The 21033-nt window shown below is 30.4% G+C and carries 21 protein-coding genes and 2 pseudogenes; 12 read left to right on the top strand and 11 right to left on the bottom strand.

What is annotated here, in order from left to right; genetic code table 11:
* Positions 1-144 precede the first annotated feature (144 nt).
* The 4 genes and pseudogenes from RIN70_RS09015 to RIN70_RS09000 all read right to left on the bottom strand — a co-directional run.
* Positions 145-579, bottom strand: coding sequence for a protein-export chaperone SecB (locus tag RIN70_RS09015; protein ID WP_003003041.1), 435 nt, complete (start codon positions 577-579; stop codon positions 145-147).
* Complete coding sequence (locus tag RIN70_RS09010) at positions 579-923, bottom strand: hypothetical protein (protein ID WP_003002962.1); 345 nt, start codon at positions 921-923, stop codon at positions 579-581. The genes RIN70_RS09015 and RIN70_RS09010 overlap by 1 nt, the downstream gene beginning before the upstream one ends.
* 14 nt (positions 924-937) lie before the next feature.
* A complete protein-coding gene (locus RIN70_RS09005; RefSeq protein ID WP_003002986.1) occupies positions 938-1525 on the bottom strand; it encodes a hypothetical protein in 588 nt (195 codons plus the stop codon).
* Between the two features lie 348 nt (positions 1526-1873).
* Positions 1874-2128 (bottom strand): annotated as a pseudogene (locus tag RIN70_RS09000) (tyrosine-type recombinase/integrase); the annotation flags it as partial.
* A gap of 388 nt (positions 2129-2516) precedes the next feature.
* On the opposite strand from RIN70_RS09000, the gene RIN70_RS08995 reads away from it, so the two are divergent.
* The 4 genes and pseudogenes from RIN70_RS08995 to RIN70_RS08980 all read left to right on the top strand — a co-directional run.
* A complete protein-coding gene (locus RIN70_RS08995; RefSeq protein ID WP_313790551.1) occupies positions 2517-3383 on the top strand; it encodes a helix-turn-helix domain-containing protein in 867 nt (288 codons plus the stop codon).
* 560 nt (positions 3384-3943) lie between these two features.
* Positions 3944-4909, top strand: coding sequence for a HesA/MoeB/ThiF family protein (locus RIN70_RS08990; protein ID WP_003002955.1), 966 nt, complete (start codon positions 3944-3946; stop codon positions 4907-4909).
* Positions 4887-6134 carry an MFS transporter gene (locus RIN70_RS08985; RefSeq protein WP_313790550.1) on the top strand — a complete coding sequence of 416 codons (1248 nt, stop codon included), beginning with the start codon at positions 4887-4889 and terminating at the stop codon, positions 6132-6134. The genes RIN70_RS08990 and RIN70_RS08985 overlap by 23 nt, the downstream gene beginning before the upstream one ends.
* Before the next feature lie 184 nt (positions 6135-6318).
* A pseudogene (locus RIN70_RS08980) lies at positions 6319-6507 on the top strand (IS3 family transposase); the annotation flags it as partial.
* Between the two features lie 248 nt (positions 6508-6755).
* Here the strand turns inward: RIN70_RS08980 and RIN70_RS08975 are convergent.
* Positions 6756-7655 (bottom strand): tyrosine-type recombinase/integrase, encoded by a 900-nt coding sequence (locus RIN70_RS08975; RefSeq protein ID WP_313790549.1) that lies wholly within the window; start codon positions 7653-7655, stop codon positions 6756-6758.
* 90 nt (positions 7656-7745) lie between these two features.
* Here RIN70_RS08975 and RIN70_RS08970 point away from each other — a divergent pair, with 90 nt between their 5' ends.
* The gene (locus RIN70_RS08970) at positions 7746-8459 is read left to right on the top strand and encodes a toll/interleukin-1 receptor domain-containing protein (RefSeq protein ID WP_003004879.1); all 714 of its coding nucleotides are present in this window, start codon (positions 7746-7748) and stop codon (positions 8457-8459) included.
* A 127-nt stretch (positions 8460-8586) separates the two neighbouring features.
* On the opposite strand, the gene RIN70_RS08965 is transcribed toward RIN70_RS08970, so the two are convergent.
* Complete coding sequence (locus RIN70_RS08965; protein WP_003004884.1) at positions 8587-10035, bottom strand: SIR2 family protein; 1449 nt, start codon at positions 10033-10035, stop codon at positions 8587-8589.
* Between the two features lie 238 nt (positions 10036-10273).
* Here RIN70_RS08965 and pezA point away from each other — a divergent pair, with 238 nt between their 5' ends.
* From pezA to RIN70_RS08945, 4 genes are all read left to right on the top strand, one after another.
* Complete coding sequence (gene pezA / locus RIN70_RS08960; protein ID WP_003004882.1) at positions 10274-10750, top strand: type II toxin-antitoxin system antitoxin PezA; 477 nt, start codon at positions 10274-10276, stop codon at positions 10748-10750.
* Positions 10750-11517, top strand: a complete 768-nt coding sequence (pezT, locus tag RIN70_RS08955; RefSeq protein WP_313790548.1) for a type II toxin-antitoxin system toxin PezT — start codon at positions 10750-10752, stop codon at positions 11515-11517. Before pezA ends, pezT begins: the two co-directional genes overlap by 1 nt.
* A 758-nt stretch (positions 11518-12275) precedes the next feature.
* Complete coding sequence (locus tag RIN70_RS08950; RefSeq protein WP_045760127.1) at positions 12276-12506, top strand: hypothetical protein; 231 nt, start codon at positions 12276-12278, stop codon at positions 12504-12506.
* A gap of 315 nt (positions 12507-12821) precedes the next feature.
* Positions 12822-13184: a hypothetical protein gene (locus tag RIN70_RS08945; RefSeq protein WP_313790547.1), complete on the top strand. Its 363-nt coding sequence runs from the start codon at positions 12822-12824 to the stop codon at positions 13182-13184.
* Between the two features lie 123 nt (positions 13185-13307).
* Here the strand turns inward: RIN70_RS08945 and RIN70_RS08940 are convergent, their stop codons facing one another.
* The gene (locus tag RIN70_RS08940) at positions 13308-14159 is read right to left on the bottom strand and encodes a helix-turn-helix domain-containing protein (protein ID WP_313790546.1); all 852 of its coding nucleotides are present in this window, start codon (positions 14157-14159) and stop codon (positions 13308-13310) included.
* A 293-nt stretch (positions 14160-14452) separates the two neighbouring features.
* Between RIN70_RS08940 and RIN70_RS08935 the strand changes: the two genes are divergently transcribed.
* From RIN70_RS08935 to RIN70_RS08925, 3 genes are read left to right on the top strand one after another with little or no spacing between them, the layout of a single operon-like run.
* Positions 14453-15241: an ABC transporter ATP-binding protein gene (locus tag RIN70_RS08935; RefSeq protein ID WP_313790545.1), complete on the top strand. Its 789-nt coding sequence runs from the start codon at positions 14453-14455 to the stop codon at positions 15239-15241.
* An 8-nt stretch (positions 15242-15249) separates the two neighbouring features.
* Complete coding sequence (locus RIN70_RS08930) at positions 15250-16020, top strand: ABC transporter permease (RefSeq protein WP_313790544.1); 771 nt, start codon at positions 15250-15252, stop codon at positions 16018-16020.
* Complete coding sequence (locus RIN70_RS08925) at positions 16021-16809, top strand: ABC transporter permease (protein ID WP_313790543.1); 789 nt, start codon at positions 16021-16023, stop codon at positions 16807-16809. It abuts the gene before it with no gap.
* Positions 16810-17021: 212 nt separating this feature from the next.
* Here the strand turns inward: RIN70_RS08925 and RIN70_RS08920 are convergent, their stop codons facing one another.
* The 4 genes from RIN70_RS08920 to RIN70_RS08905 form a co-directional block, all read right to left on the bottom strand.
* On the bottom strand, positions 17022-17666 hold the full coding sequence (locus RIN70_RS08920) for a hypothetical protein (protein ID WP_313790542.1): 645 nt from the start codon (positions 17664-17666) through the stop codon (positions 17022-17024).
* A 202-nt stretch (positions 17667-17868) separates the two neighbouring features.
* Complete coding sequence (locus RIN70_RS08915) at positions 17869-18555, bottom strand: XRE family transcriptional regulator (protein WP_313790541.1); 687 nt, start codon at positions 18553-18555, stop codon at positions 17869-17871.
* A gap of 8 nt (positions 18556-18563) precedes the next feature.
* Positions 18564-19424 carry an ImmA/IrrE family metallo-endopeptidase gene (locus RIN70_RS08910; RefSeq protein WP_003005383.1) on the bottom strand — a complete coding sequence of 287 codons (861 nt, stop codon included), beginning with the start codon at positions 19422-19424 and terminating at the stop codon, positions 18564-18566.
* A 98-nt stretch (positions 19425-19522) separates the two neighbouring features.
* The gene (locus tag RIN70_RS08905) at positions 19523-20962 is read right to left on the bottom strand and encodes an AbiH family protein (RefSeq protein WP_003005218.1); all 1440 of its coding nucleotides are present in this window, start codon (positions 20960-20962) and stop codon (positions 19523-19525) included.
* Positions 20963-21033: the final 71 nt, after the last annotated feature.

Below are 21033 nucleotides of genomic sequence, written 5' to 3'. Positions count from 1 at the left end.
ATCACTATAATACAAAACTCTTTGGGTGTATTTATTTTCATCACAAATTTTACTTATTTATTTATATTTTCCTAAAGACCTTCTAAATGTACATTAAAGTAGAAAAAGCACGTCATTGGATCTTTGAAAAACATTACACTATTTTTATTCGTATGTTAACTTGATTGAATCTTTTTCTTCAAGCATTTTTTTAATGTTAATGACAGGTAATAAGAAGTTTGGGAACTCATTACCACGAGTGATCATGTCAGATACAATAGGCCGAATATAGGACCAAAGAATTGCTAAACCATTCTCTTTAAGAAAAGTTTCAAAACTAATATCAAATTCTGTTTTGTCGTATATAAACGAAAATTCTCCAACAATATCTACAATAAGCTCAAAAGCAGAATCATCTGAATGTATATTTCCTTGCTTTGTTATTAAGTTAACGTAAGCAAGATTTTCAGACTTTCTTATTAAAATTTGTGCAGATAATTCAGGTTTTAAATTAATAGTACTATTTGTTTGATCAAAACTAGGATTTCTTCGATATGATACTTCATTTAAAAAATAATCTTTAAATTGTAAAGAGGACATTAAGCTGCCACCTCACTACTTTCTTTTGTTGTAATTAAGTTTTCAGAATCTATTGGGAAATATGAAAAACATGATTTCTTGTTTTTTATAATATATTTAGACATTGCATCTACTTTATTTATAGAATTCAAATCATAAAAATCATTTTGATTATCTAATTGAGAGGTAAAATGTATTTCATCTTTATATTTTTTAGGACTTCCTGACATATTCAAATAATAATCAAATTCATTGTTTACTGAATAGATTTTGTTGGCCTTAATATTTTCAACTAATTCTTGAAACATTGGAGAATCCATCAAAGAAAATTCTTCAGTTCCTAAAAAGTTTGATAATAAACTCATAAAAGCCTCCTTATTTATAAAATGTTTGTAATACAATTTAAATCACGGATACAAATTTCTTCTCCATTCTTGCCGTTAATCACTGGTAAAAATGAAATATCAGTATATGTTTTGGACTGTACGGCTTTAAAATTCTTTCCATACTGAGACGCTAAATCAAGTAGCAGTTCAATAATTAACCCTTGATTTTGGTTAAGAAGAGTAGCTCTATTTTTGGCTCCGCTATCTGAAATACTTGCAATCTCACGTTCAATTTCAATATATGCCTTTTGTCGATATTCATCTAATAGACTTTGGTTTGTTGGGTCATCTAAAATAAAAATATTGTCTATAGATTTTATAGTGATTTCGGCGTTAACTAATTCGGGCGTAACCCCAGGTTTGCTTAGTTCAAATGATTTATACTTTGCTACATAAGCAGAAGCAATAGTTTTACCAGTATCGTTATTAAAAGGCAGAAAAAAGTAAACACCATTACCCAAGTCGTTCGGATGTCTCTGTTTATTAATTCCAGGTTCATATTTTTTATAAGAAAAACCAGCAGATAGGATCTTATTTTTCCTTTTATTGGTGGTGCCGTGCCACCCGCTATATTGTAGCATAGAACCTCCTGATAAAGCTACTACCTTGATTATACTGTTAAAAATTATATAATTCAACCATTAAGGCCTTTTTTGAAAAAATTCTAAACTATTATTAAGTAGGTAATTTTGTATTTGACTTACATTGTACAAAAGTAGTTGAAAAATCTCTGAGAACATTCCTATATCAATAATGAGTTTTTTTACAATTGAAACTATAATGTAGGATTTTTTTAACTGTAGTAATGTTATAAAATTAATCTTACCAATAAAGTATCTATAGATCTTTGTATACCTAAAATTTTATAGTAACATTATAAAATTTACATTAATTGTAAAGTGATTTATTATAGCTAAATATAATAGTCTCTAATTAGTTTTTTTAATTTGTGCAAGTCGTTCTATTAAAATATCGACTGCTTCATTCTTTCGGTTAGGATCTAATTTCGCATAGATATCCATTGTGGTTGAAATAGATCTGTGTCCCATACGTTCTTGCAGTTCTTTCCAATTTGCTCCAGCGTTGAGCATTAAAGACGCATGAGTATGGCGGAATATTTGAAAACCATAATTAGGTAAACCTAACTCTTTTGATCGTTTAATAAGAGTAGCTCGCTCATTTCGATGGGGAAATGTACCTTAAACAGATAAGAGGCTTGCCAAAAACTTTATCTGGAAATAATTTCCCTAATTTAGACTAAAATAAAATGCATAATATCAGTTTTTTGAATACCTGATATTATGCGTTTTTAATTTCAAAGACTTTTAGGAATTACTTGAACTCTCAAACCCTATATATGTTTTTCTGAGTTACATGAAAAGTTTAACTTAATTTGACAATCTAGAAATTATTTGAGTAGATTATTTTCAAAAGAAGACGAGGTAGATCAAAAAACATTTGACACCTTTTATATAAAATTTGTATCTTTATGGACATATATTTGAATTTTTAATTTAATCATGTTACAATTAAAATTGAAGTCAAAACCAATTAGAAAAGGAATATCCAAACGTGGGTACATTATTAGCAACCAGATTAAAAAATAGACGAAAAGAATTAAAATTGTCCCAGCGAGAATTGGCCGAAGGCATTTGTAAACAGGGGCAAATTAGTCGATTAGAGAGTGGAGAGTTCACTCCTGGGGCGGATTTTTTGCATGCACTTGCTAAGAAATTAAAAGTTAGTATGGATTATTTTTTTGATGAGCAGATTGTTGAGGAGGTTGATGAGTTAGCAGAGTTTAAGAAATTAGCACATACATTTATCATAAATAGAAATTATGAGTCTTTGAAATATATATATGAATTAGAAAATGTAAAGTCTCATCGTTTATCTCTAGCAGATAAATTTTATATGGAGTGGATAAAATCTCTGATAGATTTTTATTTCTATGGGCAACAAGAGGAGGCAGTTGAAAGATTGGAGAAGGTGCTGTCACAGTTAAGTATTTCTGATATGAACTATCTCCAAGTTTCAAATACTCTATTCAATTTTTATTACGATATTGGAGATTTAACGCGATTTGATGAGATTCGAGAAACATTAGAGTATCAAGTAAATCAACTCAATTTAAATACACTTGAAGAGTTAGAACTATTTATTAAGTTCAACTATAACGTTTGTAGATATCTATGGCTGCAGAATAATATTGAAGAAGCTATTACTAAAATCACAACTACTATAAAGCAGTGTCAGGCTTACAGAACAACTTATCTTTTAGCTGATTTGTATTTATTGATGGGAAATGTAAGTAAGGACTTTTCTTCTAAGATTTCGATAAAAGAATATTTTGAGACAGCACATTTTCTTTATAAATTGGATGAAAATATGTCAATGGCTTTGAAAGTCGAACATTACATTGCAAATATGGCAGAATAATGAAGACGATGTTCAATTGAGCATCGTTTTTTTAATATTTCACAGATACAAAAATGAGTTATATAAAAAAAAAATAAAAAAAGTTTATAAAATATATTGACAACATGATGCTGGAGTGCTAAAATAAATGCAAGAAAATTAAAGGAGAGATATATGAGAAGTCTGTTTAGGAAAATTGCTACAGTGCTAGTTATTGGATTAATTCTGCTAGGGATTGTAGGGAAACCTCAAATTCATAAAATGGCTACAGAAATTGATCCGGGTCCAGCTAATATTATTCGCAGATGAAAATTAAGCTAGCAAATCGTATTTTTATATCTTATTTTGTCTTTACTTAGTAAGGAAATATCTACATTGTTGGAACTATATTATCTTATTTAATAATGTGAGTTTTAATATTATGTAGTAGAAGAAGGAGGAAAAGAAAATGACTGTTGTTGCAGTACAAACATTCCCTGGTCATCGTGTAGGAGGCCGTTAATTACACTGGAGTTTGGAGCTTACTAACTCCAAACTCTGTTTTGTATAGATTACTACTTTTCAAAATGGAGGTTATCTAAGTGAGAGTAAAGAGAACTCTTCAGCCTTATGTGTTGAATGATAAAATAAAATTTGGTTTTGGAAATGTTTCTCTTGAGAGGGATATTGATTGTAATGAGATGAATATCAACTTGATTAAAAAGTTAGACGAGGATGTTGACATTCAACAGTTATCTATTGAAGAGCGAAAAATTGTAAAATTTATGTTATCAAAAGGATTGTTAACTAATAATCAATACGATGATACAAAATACTCTCGTAATATCAACTTTTTTGAATGGATAGATCTTTCTAAAAACTTAAATCCATGTGAGTATCAGAAAAGGCTATTAGAATCTACAGTGTTAATTGTCGGTGTAGGTGGCATTGGTTCTACGGTTGTGGAAATATTAGCTCGATTAGGAGTAGGGAGATTCATTATAGTTGATTTTGATATTGTAGAAGAATCAAATCTGACTAGACAAAGCGGTTTTAAAAAATCTGATATAGGTAAATCAAAAGTAGAGGTAATACAAAGAAATATTCAAGCAATTTCTGATTCAAAAGTTGTGACTATATCCAAACAGTTGAGATGTAAGAATGACTTAGAGAAACTTTTTAAATCATATAGTTTTGATATTGCACTATGTTGTGCTGATACTCCAAGTATCGAAATTGACTATTGGTTTGATGATTTAGCACATAAGTATAATAAACCAATTATAGTGGGTTCCTACGCATCTACAGTAATAAACTATTTGCACATTATTCCTGGAGAAACTATTTCTTTAAGAGAGTTCTATGGGAATTTTATGATATCAGATGATCATATTTTAAATAGTAAGACACCGTACAGTGTAATTTCACCGATATCGTATATGGCAGCAGCAATTATTTCCTACAAAGTATTGGATTCCTTGACAGGATTATTAAATATAACAAATTATATCCAAATCGATTGTATGAATTTCGAGGTATATCAACATGATATTAGAAAAATTCAGTAGTAACTTTAAAAACTTGATATTAGGTAGATCTTCTAGAAATATTGCAGATAGTTTTTACTTCATTGCATTGTCGATTGGGTTAATCAAAGTTTATAATATTGAAGCTGGTCAGTTATCTTTATTTACTCTAATAGGTTTTATCCCTAACTTACTTGCCGTTTTTTATGGAAGTTTTGTAAATAAAATCCAAAGAGATAAAGTCTGGCTAGTAACTTTTCAAGTTCTTCAACTTTTTATAATTTTCATTACTATTCTATGCTTAAGGTATCGCTTTGAAGTTTTTTATCTTTATATTTTTAATTTTTTGTTTAGTTTATCAACAAATCTACTTAACACATTACAAATGAAGATTGTTCCAGAAACATTAGAAAATGATGAAGAAACGATAAACAAATCTATAGATGTTCAGTATATGGCTTCAAATGTGTTAGACATTATTAGTAACCTGTTTGCCTCATTACTGTTGGGAGTGTTGTCCTATTTTGTTGTTTTCAATATGAGTATTCCATTTTTTGTAGCTGCGATATACTTTATGTTGAAAATCAGGTTAGATATACCTGATAAAAAAAAGTCAGATGGTATGTCTGAAAATATAGAAAGCGAAAGTGAATCAACTTTTCAACTTTTGGACACAATTTCTGCTTTTCGAGAATCAAAATTTGCCTCTTTTATTGTAATTACAGAGTCAATTTTAAGTGGCGGAACAGATCTACTTTTAACTTTAGCCCCCTTATATCTTGTATCGGAAGGAATTCCTATTCAGTATCTTGGGTTAGTATTGGCAGTACAACGATTAGCAGATTTGACAGGTGCTTTTGTGGCACCTAGGATAAAAATATCATATAAAAAGTTTTTCTTTATTGATTATATTGTATCGGGCTTCTTTTTATTTTTAGTATTTGTAATACCAATTCCATTGATTAAGCTTTTGCTATTTGGATTATCATTTATAATTATTGGTATATCTGGTAATATGTTTGAAAAAATGATTTATTCTGAATATAACTATGAAAATATGGGGTTAATCTATTCTACTAATTCAAGCTTATATGCTTTATTTTCAATTGTATTCTTAATAGTTCCCCAGTTTTATTCGGATATACATATTCTAGGGATAACGATAAATATATTTACGGTATTAGTAGGATTTTATTTGTTATTTATTAACAATCCATTTAAGGAAAGTAAGGGAATAGAAAATGAACCAGAAAGTTATGCAGAATAATTTTAAAAAAGAACATAAAGTTGATCAGCGGTCTAAAAATATATCTATGAAACAGAATAATGGAAGTTTAAAAAAAGCTAGAAAATTTCAAGTTAAAAATAAAGGAAATAGATAGAAATCGACTACTCTGAATGGCACCCTAAAAGTTAGACAGAAAAAATCTAACTTTTGGGGTGCTTTTATTATGAAATTAACTTATGAAGATAAAGTTCAAATATATGAATTGAGAAAGCAAGGAGAGAGCTTTAGACGTCTTTCTAATCAATTTGGGATAAACATTTCTAATCTTCAGTACATGATTAAATTGATTGATCGTTATGGAATAGAAATCGCAAAAAAAGTAAAGAATCGTTATTGTTTTCCTAAATTAAAATAAGAAATTATTGATAAAGTTCTCCTGGAAGATTGTTCATAAAAAAGTGTATCTTTGGCTAGAGAAAATCACAAAATCTAAATAAAACAGAAGACACAAAATATTTATAATATGTAAAAGGTAGTTCAAAAATATAGAACTACCTTTTGTTGATAATAATGAAATTAGATACTTGTTCTTTTAAAATTAGTAGAGTAAAAATTTCTAGAGGGGAATCATCAAACTGCTTTGATTTAGCTATAGTTATTTTACTTTTGTGGTCGAGAACGAATGGAAGATATGGGATTACACAGAGTGAGTATTTCTTTTTGTTTTGATTGAGACACATGAGTATAGATCTGAGTTACAGAAATAGAGCTATGTCCAAGTATTTGCTGTATATAACGAATATCTACATCTTTATCCAGTAGCATTGTAGCAAAGCTGTGTCTAAACATATGTGGCGTGATAGTTATAGATAAGTTGTTTTTCTTAACCAGCTTCTTTAAAATTAGACGTACGCTTTGTTCTGACAGTGCTTTAAGAGGATTTTGACCAGTAAATAAATAGTCATTAGGTCGGATGTAGTATTTATTTATATATGTTTCCAATAAATTAAAGGTTGTTTGGTCTCCTAAAAAGAGGATACGTTCTTTTTTTCCTTTCCCGATAATATGAAGTGTTCTATTTGAAAAATTAATATCTTTAAGATGAATATGACAAAGTTCAGAAATCCGAATGCCAGTTGAAAGTAATAAGGAAATGATTAGTAAATTTCTTTCAGCTTTTTGTTTTTGATATTTAGATTTTGAATAGATAACTTTTTGTTCTGAATATGAGTAGACACTTTTTAAAATATCATAAGGAATGGTTTTAGGTAATATTTTTTCCTTCCGAAATTGAAATCGTAGTTGATTAAAAGGATTTTCATCAATTATATCTTGAAATTTTAAATAGTTATAAAAAACCTTCAAACTTGCGATTTTTCGTCGTAGAGTGTTTGATTTTATATTTGATTTTGTTAAAAACTCAATATATGATTCAACATTATTGTAGTTTGAATTGTAAAATTGTAAAAGATCATTTTTGTAAGCTCGAATTGTATGTGTGCTTAAACGCTTATGCGATTCGCAGTAACTTAAGTAATTAGAAATAAGTTTAGAATCCATGAATATCTCCTTTAGTAATAATCATGTTATTTTAAACTTATTTAAGCATTTTGTATAGTGATAATAAATAGTTATCAGTAGGAGAGAGATGTGAGAGAATTTCAATATTTCATAAGTTATTCAAGAGATATTTACTATGAATTTGTAAATAATCTGAATAATACGTTAAATGAAATAGGATTAAAAACCTGGATTGACAAATTTGAAATTAACATTGGAGATGAAATAATTGATAATCTATATACTGTACTCGATAAAAGTGCTGATTATTATGGAATTATTTTTATATTCGATGAAACATTCTTTAACAAAGCATGGTGTATAAAAGAGCTAGATTATGCGATGAAGAAAAGGATTCCTTTTTTTCCAATATTGTATAAAATAAAAAAAGAAGATATTCCTAATGAATATACTTTCTTAAAAAATTATAATTTATTAACGGTATCATCGTTAAAAGAAACTGATTATATCGTAGATCGCTTTATATTGCTGCATTTGAACAATATTATTTGCAGAAATATTTCTAATTTTTCAATTGACAGTTATGTTGGTAATTTTTTATTAGAACAAATTCGACATACTACTGTAAATAGTATTGATGCTATTTTTATCCTAGATAACTTCTCTCAATATTTGAGAAAGCAAAAACGGTTGGGGAATTTTAAACTAACACATGAAATCTTGTTTTGTATCGCAATAACTAGACTATTAAAAGAACGTTTATTTAGGAAAGATTTCCAAGGGGAGTACCATTTTAAAATATTGGAAATCATCCAAGAAATATATATTAAGACGTTTCTATAAATGTTCAAAATAGCCTTAGAGAACATTAAACATATAAAACTAAAAAACAGAGATTCACCGAATTGAAATTAAATGGTGAGTCTTCTGTTTTTATTAAAGTAAAAAGCCTTTATATACTGATTTACTATTAAAGTTTATCCATGATGTAAGCATCTCTGATGTGCTTAATGCAATCAATAATAGTTTGAGATAAAATTTCAGGATCTTTTTCTATCAGTAGCTTATCTAGAAAAGGAGTGAGATAAGAATATTTATCAATTTCAGATAAAAGTGTTTGGTATACTTCTAAAGAGCTCCAACCAGTTGAACCTACGGGAATAATAAATCTATTTTGCTTTATAGCCCTGTCAAAATCTTCTAGTACTCCCTTGGAGTTAGATAAAGTTCCGTCATAGTATTGATTTCCAAAGACAAATATAACTATACCTGCTTCTGATATCATATTATCTTGGAATCTTTTCTTTGCCGAACTATCAATATGTTTATCGCTACCTTTAATTAATGGGAGAGTTTTAATTTTTAGATATTTCGAAATATCAAGATTTTTATCATTAATAGCGGTCATTACGCCATTAATCACCTGTGGTCCTACACCTTCTATATTACCGTTACCTACTATAATTTCATTAGCAATTAATTTATATCCTAAAAGATATAGGAACTCAGTAGCACTATCTTCATCCCATTCTCCATAATTTCTACAACTTCCAGCAATAAATACACTATTTGTTAAATATAACTTATAAGATTGATTAAATAGTTCATCAATCTCATTATAATCTTCAATCAAAATAGTATGAATACCATATCTTTTTAAATCATTTATTTCGTGCTCTTGTTTTATCTTTCCGTATTCTAATTCACTTTCAGGGTCTTGGGAATTTTCAAACATATCAATGGTCAAATTTTTCCTAAAACAATAGTGCATCCTAATATTTTCTCCGATTAATAATCTAATTTTGCTTAGAATTTGCTGAATATCTGGATCATTTAAACTATATCCTACAAATACAAATGTTTTACTAATCAGATCTCCGCGGAGTGTTTGAATAAAAAGTTTGTGACTCTTATCAAAACTCTCGTAATCATCACGAGTCAATATTGCCTCATAGGGTCTAGAAATATCTCCATGAAATTTATAGACAGTCGCATCAATATTTGGAGGGGTAATTGACAAATCATTATTATCAATCTTGATGTCTACACGTTTTCCAGCTTTCTTCAAATTATCCTCAATTAAGTGGTCATAATTAGTTGTCCAAAAAGTTTCAATAGGCATGCTCGTTAACAGTGTTAGCAAATTATTATCTTTAGAGTCTTTTGTAAATTCTTGTATTAATTTTTGTGAAATCTGATTTTTTGATTGTGCAGAATTTTTGTAATATTGGGCAACTGAAATTAAGTCATACTCTTTATCAATATTTAGTCCAATCGAATCAGAAAATTGCCGTAATAATTCTTTCCAATTTACATAACCTGAGGGAACAGAAAGTCCTGCACCAGCAAAAATTGCTGCATTATTTTCTAACATTGCCGCACTAAAATCAGAAATAAATTGTTTTTTTAGTTTTTTCATCTCTCTCCTACCGATAACTATTTATTATCACTAGTATATCATAGATTCATATCTCCAATATGTTTTCGATTGTAGTTTTCTTACTTTTGTATATTCTTAAAGACTTTTTGAACAGCCTCATAGTACTTTTTCTTCAATGACTAAATATGTGGTATTCTATCCATTAGTAACAACGCACCAAAAATGGTGCGTTTATCTTTTTTGTGCTATAATAGAAATAAATAAAAGGAGGGCTCTCATGATCGGAGAAAATATTAAAACGTTGCGCAAGGCACATAACCTGACCCAGCCTGAGTTCGCAAAGATTGTTGGTATCTCTCGAAATAGCCTAAGTCGTTATGAAAATGGAGCAAGTTCAGTTTCGACAGAATTAATAGATCGTATTTGCCAGAAATTTAATGTTTCCTATATCGATATTGTAGGAGAGGAAAAACTGCTCACACCAGTAGAAGATTACCAGCTAACCTTGAAAATTGAAGTGATTAAAGAACGAGGGGCGAATATCTTAGCGCAACTTTATCGTTTTCAAGATGAACTAGAAATTGCATTTGATGATGCTAATAATCCTTGGGTTCTAATGAGCGATGATCTTTCTGATTTGATTAACACGAAGATTTATCTTGTTGAAACTTTTGAGGATGTAGAGCGATATAATGGCTATTTGGATGGCATTGAACGTATGCTAGAACAAGCTACTCATCTGGTGGTGGCTTAATGAAACTAGAAGAATTTAGTCAAGATGATTTTGAACGAGCATCCAAACGACTCGTTCGTTCTTTAACTCGTGGGAAAACAACCTTATCTCAGCCTAAAGCTATTTTGCTCGGTGGACAGAGTGGTGCTGGTAAGACAACGATTCATCGTGTGAAACAAAGGGAATTTCAAGGCAATATCATTATCATTGATGGAGATAGTTATCGCTCTTTTCATCCGAACTACCTTGGCCTACAGGAAAAGTATGGCAAAGATAGTGTGGATTATACCAAAGTATTCGCGGGACAAATGGTTGAATATCTTGTAGATGAGTTGAGTAAACAAGGGTATCATTTGTTAATCGAGGGTACCTTGAGAACAACAGAAGTTCCTCGAAAAACGGCCCAATTATTGACAACTAGAGGTTACCAAGTCTCACTTGCAGTAATTGCGACCAAGCCAGAATTGTCCTATCTCAGTACCTTGATACGTTATGAGGAGCTCCATGCAATAGACCCAAGTCAAGCGAGAGCGACTCCCAAAGAGCACCATGATGGAATTGTAGAACATTTAGTTGATAACTTACGAGAGTTAGAAAATGACAAGATTTTTAATCAAGTTCAAATTTACCGAAGAGATCAATCGTGTGTTTATGATTCGCAAGTAGACAAAACATCAGCAGCAGTAGTCCTACACGAATGCCTATTTGGAAAATGGAATAAGGTGGAAAAAGAGATGTTGAAGTTGGGACAGGAACGGTTGAGAGAACTGGGAGGAATTGATAAGTGACGAAGGGTTAATTTATGCAAAGACTTAATTTAAGATTCTTAAAGTCTTGTTATTTGTCAAAATACTGATTTTAAGCGATTTTGCATTCGATAAAATCAATAATTTATAGATGTATTACATTATATTGGACAGTAAATGGACAGTGACAGAGTGTTTGAAGGAGAAAAAGAGGCCTAAGGGTTTCTTTTATGTAATTACTTAGTTTTTGTTAAGAATTAACGGATTAAGTTTCATGGGTATATTTATAACTTTTTGTCATTGGCAAATAAATTATATCAGGACCTTTTACTATGATATTGGCCACTTATACAATTACATACGATAACATTATAGTTTATTTTATTTGACTTTAATGCATAACAATGTTGTATTGAAAGCGAATTCAATAAATAGATTATTTAGGTTAGAAGGGATGTGTCCATAGATGAACAAAAGAAGCTTCAAAAAAATGTCTCTAATATTTATTTTAGGTATCATTGTAGGTCTATTCTTAATCCCATTACTTAGACCACTTATAGTTGATTGGCTAAAAACTATATTTGGTTAATAGTAACGATAACCTTATTTAACAAAAAAGTTTTCCCTTATATTTTTTAATAGCATTGTTTTGACAAATTAACTTCCACGTTTATTGGCGGTAGAAGTTGGTTTGAGAATTTAGCACTTTGATGACCTTAGATCCTTATAATCCTACACGTACAGGTATGACTTTTAGTTTTAGATATTCTCATTAGTTTAATTAAAGGAGGGACTTCGTTATGGTAACTAAGTATTACAAGTATATTCCTTGGTTGGTTTTAGGAGCTATTGGATCTTATGAGTCCGCAACTTATTTTGGACATAGTACATTTGATATACTGTATTTATCTATTGTTTTTATGATTGTTTACGTAGCTTTGTTCATTCTACACGAAAAATATCTGAAATATAAATATAAAGAAATATTTACACAGATTATGAGCAATCCTGAAAAAGATCATCATCCTTAGTAAGATAAAGCATAATAAAGCCCTAGCAACCAGATTGTACTGACCCAAAAAAAGTTAGACAAATAGGATATCCAAAGGATTTAGTTCTGTATTGCACAGGACTGAGTCCTTTTCTACTATTTGTATAGAAGTGTATACATTTTTAATCTATAGTCGTAGAGATTTAGTAAAACTATAGCCAAATATAGATCTTTTTCTATAATTTACTAATGTCTGTTATATCAGACATTTATTGGAATTTCTATTATAACAGACATTGACACAATTTTGTAATATTATTTTGGTAAAATAATATTACAAAAGGAGGCGAAGGATATGAAAAAATTTATAAGTGTTTTGCTACTTTCAATAATGGCAGTGATGTTAATTGCATGTTCTAATAGCAATCAACAGTCCTTGGATGGAGAATATTATTGGGTATCAAGTGAAAGAAACGAGCTGGCATTCACTATAAAAGGTGATAAAGGTTCCATTGAACATGGAGAAGCTGATAACTTTAAGATTTATAAACAAAAGAAAACCATTGAGTTAACTGGGCAAGATATTGCAAATAGGACAGAAGAGTATTCGTATAGAGATGGCGTCTTTTCTGTTGATATTAGTGGAATGAAACACGACTACTACTTAAAGGGTAGCAGAGCCTATGAGAAAGCCCTCAAAGAATTTGGTTACAAATAATATCATATACACCTATTTTACCGAATAGGTGTATTTTAGTGCATTATAGATGATCTTTCTATTTTGGACTTGTCTGTTTGTACCAAATAGTTTGAGGACTTTCTGCACTTTGCTAGAGAGAAGTTATTTGCTTTTTACATATTTAGTGTAGTGTTCTTCGTATTGAGTTTTTATTTTATCCTCTCCTAAAATATCAAATACCTGAATTGCTTGTTTCATCATTTTTATTCCAGAGGTCTGTCCCTTTTTATATTGGAAATAACCTGTCGCATAGAGGAAAACGGTCTGCTCATAGTAATTTAATTCATTTTCTAAAAGTTTCTCAATTTTAGAAATTAGGTATGAACAATTCAAAAATTCACTTTGATCGATACTTAAAATTAAACAATTAATTGCTAATTGTGTAACAAGTTTCTTATTATATTTATTCAATGATGAATAAATATAATTGTTCAGCATTTCTTTTGTTAAGAGAAAGTATGAGCTATACTTTATTGTTCTCACACAGTTTCCTAATAACATTATTTCGTAGTACCCCCATTTTTCAACTTTAAAGAGATAGTCTATTAATTGAAGGATTTCTTCTTCTGTAGGCGCAATACTATTGTCTAGAGTATAGATAATTGATTTTATCATTGTCTTCTCAAAAGGATTCAAATTGTAGTTAGAATGTTTAGAGAGTAATGATTCGATATTTTTGATATTCTGTGATGAATACTCTTTTCGGATGTATTGTACTAAGTTGGCAAATAATTCGGTTCTAGTGTAATTATTATCATTCAGACTAAGAAATTCATCTAAAGAGATATGTAATTTATCTAAAATATTAATAAGGCGGGCACAAGATATTTCGGATTCTCCTCGTTCAAATCGTGAAATTTGTGACTTAGATAAATGTTTATCCGCAATGGAGCTTATGGTGACTTGTTTCATTTGACGCACTTGTCTAAGTGTTCTACCGAGATTTGATTTCATTTAAATTCCCATTTTCACAACAAATTTTATAGATTTCATTATTTATTGTACAATATTTAAAAAGAAAAAGGAGCAATGATATGAAAAAATTTTACTAAATGTTTTAATATTGGTATTTTTTATTGAGATTATTATTGTTGGTTGCTAAAATGTTAGATGTACATCTAAGCCTTTAGATACTCTAAAGGCTTGAAGTCTCTAAGAATATAGGCTGATTTTTAAGGAGTCCAGTATAGAGACTCGGGGGAAGATGATTTAGACGATTTAATAATTTAATATATAGGAGAAACAAAATGATATATATAAGAGATTTAAAAAGAAACTTTGAAGTAAAAGGGGAAAAAAACTGCTTTGAAGCTTTAAAAGGAATCTCACTTTCAATTCAGAAAGGAGAAGTTTTTGGTTTACTAGGTCCAAATGGTGCAGGCAAGTCAACTACAATAAAAATTCTTTCAACAATGCTTCTTCCCACATCAGGTGAAGTAGAAATATCCGGATTCGATATCTATAAAGATGAGCAACAAATTCGTGAGAGAATAAATTTCATTTTTGGAGGAGAAAGAAGTTTATATTTTAGACTTTCTGCTGAGGATAATTTGTTTTATTTTGCGGATCTATATAAGATACCTCGGAAGAAGCAACTGATTTTGATTCCAGATTTACTTAAACAGGTTGGGTTAAATAGTTTTGCAAAACGTAGAGTAGAGACATTCTCAAAAGGTATGAAGCAACGTCTTCAGATTGCTAGAGCATTGTTAAATGATCCTGAGATAATTTTTTTAGATGAACCGAGTATTGGTCTTGATCCAGTAGGAGCACTTGAGTTGAGAAACATCATAAAAGAGTTGGCTAAAAATGGGAAAACAATTCTTTTAACAACCCATTATATGGCTGAAGCTGAGGAACTTTGTGATAGAATTGCAATCATTAATCAAGGCGAAATTGTAACCTGTGGTACATTACCAGAAATTGCATCATTAATTTCAGATGAAGATAGAACAAAAATTCTTCAAGATAAAGTGAAAGAACAAAAAGAAATAGATGTAACACTGGAAGATATTTATTTGCATTTAGTGAGGTAGTCGTAAGTATGAAAGTTATTTTTGCTAGTGCTATTGTACACATGAAGCAAGCAGTAGCTAGAAGTACGTTTCGCTATTGTCTATTTTTTAATCCTCTGTGTAATGCTATTCTCTTAGGGCTAATGTATAGTAATAAATCCAATCAAGAATTTACTTTATATGCTATTTTAGGAACCTCTCTATCTTCATTTTGGACTATTATCTGTTTTTCGTCAGCTGCGGACATAAACAGAGAAAAGTATTTAGGGACATTACCTATTTTATTCACATCACCGTCAGGTTTTAAAAAGATTATTTTTGGCAAACTACTTGGTAATAGTCTTTGGGGAGTAGCAGCATTTCTGTTGAATGTAATATTTGTGACGATATTATTTGGTCGCATAATGGCTGTTAAGAGTTTTAGCTTATTAGTAATTGTGATTGTCTTAGCAGTATTGACCTTCGTTAGTATAGGAATGCTGATGTGTTCAGCATTTACCTTATCAAGAAGTGCACGTTTGTTAATGAACGTAATAGAGTATCCGTTACTTTTGATAACAGGAATGGTATTCCCTTTAGATTTTATAAACCAATATATAAAGTGGATTTCATATATTTTATCTCCAACATGGGTAATGGAAGGATTTAAACTTGCTGTATACGGTGGAAATTCAAAAGAGATATTTATTGTTATATCAATTCTCTCTTTACTAACTGTATTTAATTTTATAATTGCTCACTTTGCCTTTGTCAGTGTAGAGAAGAAAAGTAGAATTGATGCAACTTTGGAGGTGTATTAGATGGAAAGTATTTTAAGATTTTTCAGAAGGATCATCTTTTCTTATAAACAATCCTCAATAATGTCGGATTGGAAAACTTATATGATGTTTGACCTAATTCCTCCAATTTCACAAACATTGCTTTTCTCTCTGATTGCCGGATACATTTACGGAACTGATTATATTCAAAAATGGATGATTGGAAATGCGATACTAATAACATCTTTTGGAGCTTTGTTTGGTGTTGGTACACAACTGATGGATGAAAGATATAATGGGACATTGAGTTTTCTAATTGCTTCAAAAACGAAGTTGAGCTCAATATTATTTTCAAGTGCAATTAGTTCCATGTTGACTAGTATGGTTTCGGTAACTATAGGCATAGTATTAGTCAGTATGATTTTGAAAATTAGTTGGAATATTGGCCTAATTGCTTCTTTTTTTATAGTACTTTTAGTAGCTTCTTTTGTAGCAATGAGTTTTGGTTATATTTTTTCCTGTTTTATATTGGTAACGAGTGAAGTTAATTTGATGTTAAACCTGGCGAGTAGGATATTATTAATTTTTACTGGTGCTAATTTTCCAATTAGTCGTTTACCACATTTTTTACAATTTATTCCAAAGCTTCTGCCTCTAACAAGATCGATTGAGGTAGCTCAAGGAGTGATAGAAGGGAAAACTATATCTACTTACTATCTACAAATTTTTGAGGAGATTGTTTTGGGGATAATTTTTATAATATTTGCCAGCATATTATTAAGAGTTATGGAGAACGTATCAAGAAGAAATAGCACTATTGAATTAGTATAAATAATTTGGAGATATATCTGGAATAGAACATGAATATTACCAAAAAGGCAGTAAAGCATATAATAAAGCACTTCAACAATATAATAAGTAGAAATAGAACGATGAAGTTTTGATTTCTTATGTATATTAGGTTATAAGAAAACACCCTGAAAGATAGATAGGAAAATCTAACTTTTGGGGTGTTGTCAATTTTAAGAGCGTTGAATATGTCTTTATTTTGTGAGTGAGACACGGAAATCATTGTATTTGCTGTAATCAAACTCTTCATTGAGACCTGTTACAAATACAATCGGAGTATAATGTCCCTCTTCCAAAATGAAACCGGCTTTTACCTTGGCATTGGCTCCCCCAAGTCCAGCAATACCGGGAAGAAGGGCATCAAAAGCTCCAGGTTCGTCTGTTTCCCAGTAATAGATATTACCAGAAGCTTGAACAGCTTTTGCTCTAGTCGTTGCTGTACGAATTGGGTTCACATCTGCTTGATAAAAGTTTGCTGTCGTAGTGACCGTTCCGTCCGCAGCCACTGTCATTTGGACATCTTTCGCAATTTCAGTTGTACCTGTCCAAGTCCCTACCAGCTCTGCAGGAACCATTTGAGATGAATCTGTAGCTTTGTCACCACTTGTTGTATTAGACGCTGTGGTTGTTTGACTTGATTGTGTTGTTTCTTCTGAACTAGATTCAGTTTCTTTTGTATTTTTCTTTTTAGAAGACTGATTTGTTTTATTCTGACCAGATTTCATAGAAGTCTGTGTTTCTTTTACAGAAGAACTATTTTCCTCTTTTTTAGAACCACAAGCTACTAGTAGAGTTGCAGAAGTTAAGCCTAAAAGTGCTAAACTTGTCCATTTTTTCATAATTATGATACCTCACCTAAATTTATATTAGCTATTATATTACAATGTTACAGAATGTCAAGTGTTTTTGAAATATTTTTGTAACATTTGTAATTTGTCTAAATTTTAAAAGGGGTGGCGCATAGGGTTACAAAGTAAAAGATTTCTATATTCTTTGTTACATAATCATCAGAAATAGAAAATCAACGTAAATAAAATGTTGTTAGAGTTTCATTGGTACAAAATTACCAACAATAATTCCTACAATTCTAGGATCTTCATCATACGAAAGAAAAATATCTTTATAGTTTGGATTGATAGAAACCAGCCTTAAGCCATACTCCTCTCGATAAACTCGTTTAATATAAGTCTGGCTATTGCAGACTACGGCATAAACTGCTCCATCATAATCAAATCCTGTCTCACGAATGAGAGCCACAGAGCCATTTTGATATTTGGGCTCCATTGAGTCACCAGAAATCCATGAGGCGAAATCATGGGCTAGTTCTTCATGAAAATAAACAGTATCATAGTTTTGATCGTTATAAACTGATGAACCGATACCAGCAGACATTTTTTCGTAAACATGATATTCGTATAGTTTTTCTGACATTGAAACAATGTTCTTACATTTTTCTTTTTGAACTAGGCCTCTGACATAACTAAGTGCTTGATCCTTAGCTTCATCTGATAAAATATTATATAGTCGGGCAATTTCAAGCTCTGTAAAATAGCCTTTCGGTACATTTAGAATCTGCTCTAGTTGTTGCACTTTTTCTCTAGATGGTTGTTTTACTCCACGTTCCCATGCGGAATAGGCTTGGTAGGTAATACCTAATTGATCTGCAATATCTTTTTGAGTCATTTTTAGCTCTTTTCTACGAGCCTTTAGTTTTTCTGGTTGGTACATCGTTTCCCTCACATTAATAGTAATTTCAATTCAGCTTTTTGTTTTGCCTCTTTGTCTGTTAGTTTATTTTTATCCCAAACATAAGCTATAGATTTTCCTCTATCATAAATGAGCCATACTTTTAGATTGTCACGGCAAGTTTTTATTGTTTTCCAATTCTCTTGATTGAGAAGTTCTGGATACTCTTGACTAGTCACGAAGCCTTTTTTGATTACTGATTGCTGAATCTTATTGATTAGAGAAGTCTGAAAGTTGTTGAATTCCTTTATAATCTGATCTTTGACACCGTGAAACAAAAGGAGTAGTGTGGCATTTTGTCCATCAATATAAGCATCGATAGCCTGCTTAATGGTACTTTCTTTTCCAGGATAATATTCTCTAAGAAGATCTAAAAGGCGATAAAACAATGCCTGTTTTGAAACATCCAGACTATTTTGAATATGTTGAAAGGTGTCGCAACTATAATAAATCTTTGACAACAAAACAATGTCAGGCATTAATACTACAGCAGAGAAAATATTCGCTTCTCGCTCTAGTAGGTTCTCCTGATTATCAATAGATTCTGCAAAATAATTACCTTCATGCTCTAGGATAAAATGTCCTAGCTCATGACACAGCGTAAAATTTTGCTTCACAATGGGATTATCCTTTTCATAAGAAAAACTAATACCTAATTCATCAATAACAGTTAATCCTTCAATCTTGTGATTTGAGAAGTGGTGACTAATTACTTGAATTTGATATTTTTGAATACAATATTGAAAGAAGTAGTTGAAATTATAATTTAGTAATGAAATATCATGATCCTTCATGTATTGGTATAACACATGTTTTGTAGACTTACTTATTCTTGTATACAATTCGTCCAAAGAATGATACCTCCTTTAAGTATTATTCACAAAACTAAACCAATATGATTGAGTTAATTATATAAAAATAGTGGACGATTGTCCACTAGAAATCAGAATTACAATTCTACAATCTTAATTCTATTGTTTTGAATAAGATTTCTGAATAAATCTGTATTCGATTGCTTGTTTATAGAATATTCTCCAAATAAGGACGAAATAGAGTGAATCAATTCCCTCCTTTTCTTATCAGTGGTTGTCCCCTCGTAGACATTATAAACAAAGATAAAATGTGCTTCAGGATTGTCAATATAACTATCCAAAATTTTTCTGAAATAACCATAGTCAGCTTTTGAAAGCGAGTGTCCAAAGAAAATTATTTCTTTTATGGATGGACTAAGAATTTCAGACATTCTACTGTTTTCAAACCATTCCTCAAACATTACTTTTGTATATAAATCAAGAGTTCTTGATGTCTTTGTAAAAATATACTCATTTGATATTGGAGATAAAAACTCATCATCCACACCAAATATAATCTCTTTAGTCTCCGAATCAAGACGACCATGTAAATTTAAAGTTTTGATGGGATTTTCTTTAAAAATTGGATGAAGGTATTCCGCCCTATTTCCTTTTTCAGACATATCCCAGGGTGTTGAATAGTTAAACGTTAATACGTTATATGTTGAAATTCCAGTTTCTTTTCCAATTTTTCCTAAAATAGATTCTATCAAATTCCCTGCATTTATTTGATAGTTAACTCCCATATCGTAAATACTTAAAGTAAGATATTCTCTAAAATCCATCTCTAGCTCTTTTAATTCTGCTAAAAGAACTTGAGCAACCATCGGAAATAGTTCTTTCTCTAATTTACTGTCAAACGAGTTTTCAAATTTTTTTCTCTCTGTTATACTACCAATGTTTCTTTTGTCATATTCATGATACTCTTCCCATAATTCATTCTCTTTTTTTCTAAATTCTATAAACAAATCTTTAGAGCCTTCAACATTGAAAGAATCAAGCTTTTTATTCAGCAAATTATATGACAACAATTCATATATCTTTTCGATTTCCTTATTGTTCAGATGACTAATTCTTTGAGTACGTATCATAGATTTGCCATTTTGATAAATTGAAAGCAAACTATCACCGATGCTTTCCACAATATTCATACTATTATCTTTAGTAGCCAATTGATTTGCAATTTGATTTTCAACTTGAAACCAATCCATATCGTTTGTCATTTTTCTATATAGAAAAATAATATACCATGAATTTAATTCAGGCACTACTTCGCTTTTACTTATGCCTCCGTCATGCGCAAAGTTGATATCTTTTAAGTATCGCTCAATTTCAGAAAGAGTATATTCAAAAATATTACTATAACCATCTCTTTGAAGCTCTTCGTTATGATAATTGAGTTTATTTTCTAATATATACTCCAAAAACTTTTTGTAATCAGAAGGCACTTTGCATGTTAAATCAAAGCCATTACCCAATACTAAAAGTGTTTTTGGTAAGTTCCCAATATTTAAAAATTCAGTTTTATCATTCAACATCTGTACTCCCATTTACTAACTCATCAATAGAAACTTTATATAAATCTGCCAACTTGATTGCCGTAATTAGA

Origin of the sequence: Streptococcus parasanguinis (assembly GCF_032163505.1) — a bacterium.
GTDB lineage: Bacteria > Bacillota > Bacilli > Lactobacillales > Streptococcaceae > Streptococcus > Streptococcus parasanguinis_V.
The sequence above is the reverse complement of the archived record's forward strand: the minus strand, read 5'-3'. Positions and strand labels throughout refer to the sequence as shown.

What these genes read in the sequence shown, in the direction of transcription:
- RIN70_RS09015 (WP_003003041.1), bottom strand. Translation starts at nt 579, where the DNA reads ATGTCCTCTTTACAATTTAAAGATTATTTTTTAAATGAAGTATCATAT.
- RIN70_RS09010 (WP_003002962.1), bottom strand. Translation starts at nt 923, where the DNA reads ATGAGTTTATTATCAAACTTTTTAGGAACTGAAGAATTTTCTTTGATG.
- RIN70_RS09005 (WP_003002986.1), bottom strand. Translation starts at nt 1,525, where the DNA reads ATGCTACAATATAGCGGGTGGCACGGCACCACCAATAAAAGGAAAAAT.
- RIN70_RS08985 (WP_313790550.1), top strand. Translation starts at nt 4,887, where the DNA reads ATGATATTAGAAAAATTCAGTAGTAACTTTAAAAACTTGATATTAGGT.
- RIN70_RS08975 (WP_313790549.1), bottom strand. Translation starts at nt 7,655, where the DNA reads ATGGATTCTAAACTTATTTCTAATTACTTAAGTTACTGCGAATCGCAT.
- RIN70_RS08965 (WP_003004884.1), bottom strand. Translation starts at nt 10,035, where the DNA reads ATGAAAAAACTAAAAAAACAATTTATTTCTGATTTTAGTGCGGCAATG.
- pezA (WP_003004882.1), top strand. Translation starts at nt 10,274, where the DNA reads ATGATCGGAGAAAATATTAAAACGTTGCGCAAGGCACATAACCTGACC.
- pezT (WP_313790548.1), top strand. Translation starts at nt 10,750, where the DNA reads ATGAAACTAGAAGAATTTAGTCAAGATGATTTTGAACGAGCATCCAAA.
- RIN70_RS08950 (WP_045760127.1), top strand. Translation starts at nt 12,276, where the DNA reads ATGGTAACTAAGTATTACAAGTATATTCCTTGGTTGGTTTTAGGAGCT.
- RIN70_RS08945 (WP_313790547.1), top strand. Translation starts at nt 12,822, where the DNA reads ATGAAAAAATTTATAAGTGTTTTGCTACTTTCAATAATGGCAGTGATG.
- RIN70_RS08940 (WP_313790546.1), bottom strand. Translation starts at nt 14,159, where the DNA reads ATGAAATCAAATCTCGGTAGAACACTTAGACAAGTGCGTCAAATGAAA.
- RIN70_RS08935 (WP_313790545.1), top strand. Translation starts at nt 14,453, where the DNA reads ATGATATATATAAGAGATTTAAAAAGAAACTTTGAAGTAAAAGGGGAA.
- RIN70_RS08930 (WP_313790544.1), top strand. Translation starts at nt 15,250, where the DNA reads ATGAAAGTTATTTTTGCTAGTGCTATTGTACACATGAAGCAAGCAGTA.
- RIN70_RS08925 (WP_313790543.1), top strand. Translation starts at nt 16,021, where the DNA reads ATGGAAAGTATTTTAAGATTTTTCAGAAGGATCATCTTTTCTTATAAA.
- RIN70_RS08920 (WP_313790542.1), bottom strand. Translation starts at nt 17,666, where the DNA reads ATGAAAAAATGGACAAGTTTAGCACTTTTAGGCTTAACTTCTGCAACT.
- RIN70_RS08915 (WP_313790541.1), bottom strand. Translation starts at nt 18,555, where the DNA reads ATGTACCAACCAGAAAAACTAAAGGCTCGTAGAAAAGAGCTAAAAATG.
- RIN70_RS08905 (WP_003005218.1), bottom strand. Translation starts at nt 20,962, where the DNA reads ATGTTGAATGATAAAACTGAATTTTTAAATATTGGGAACTTACCAAAA.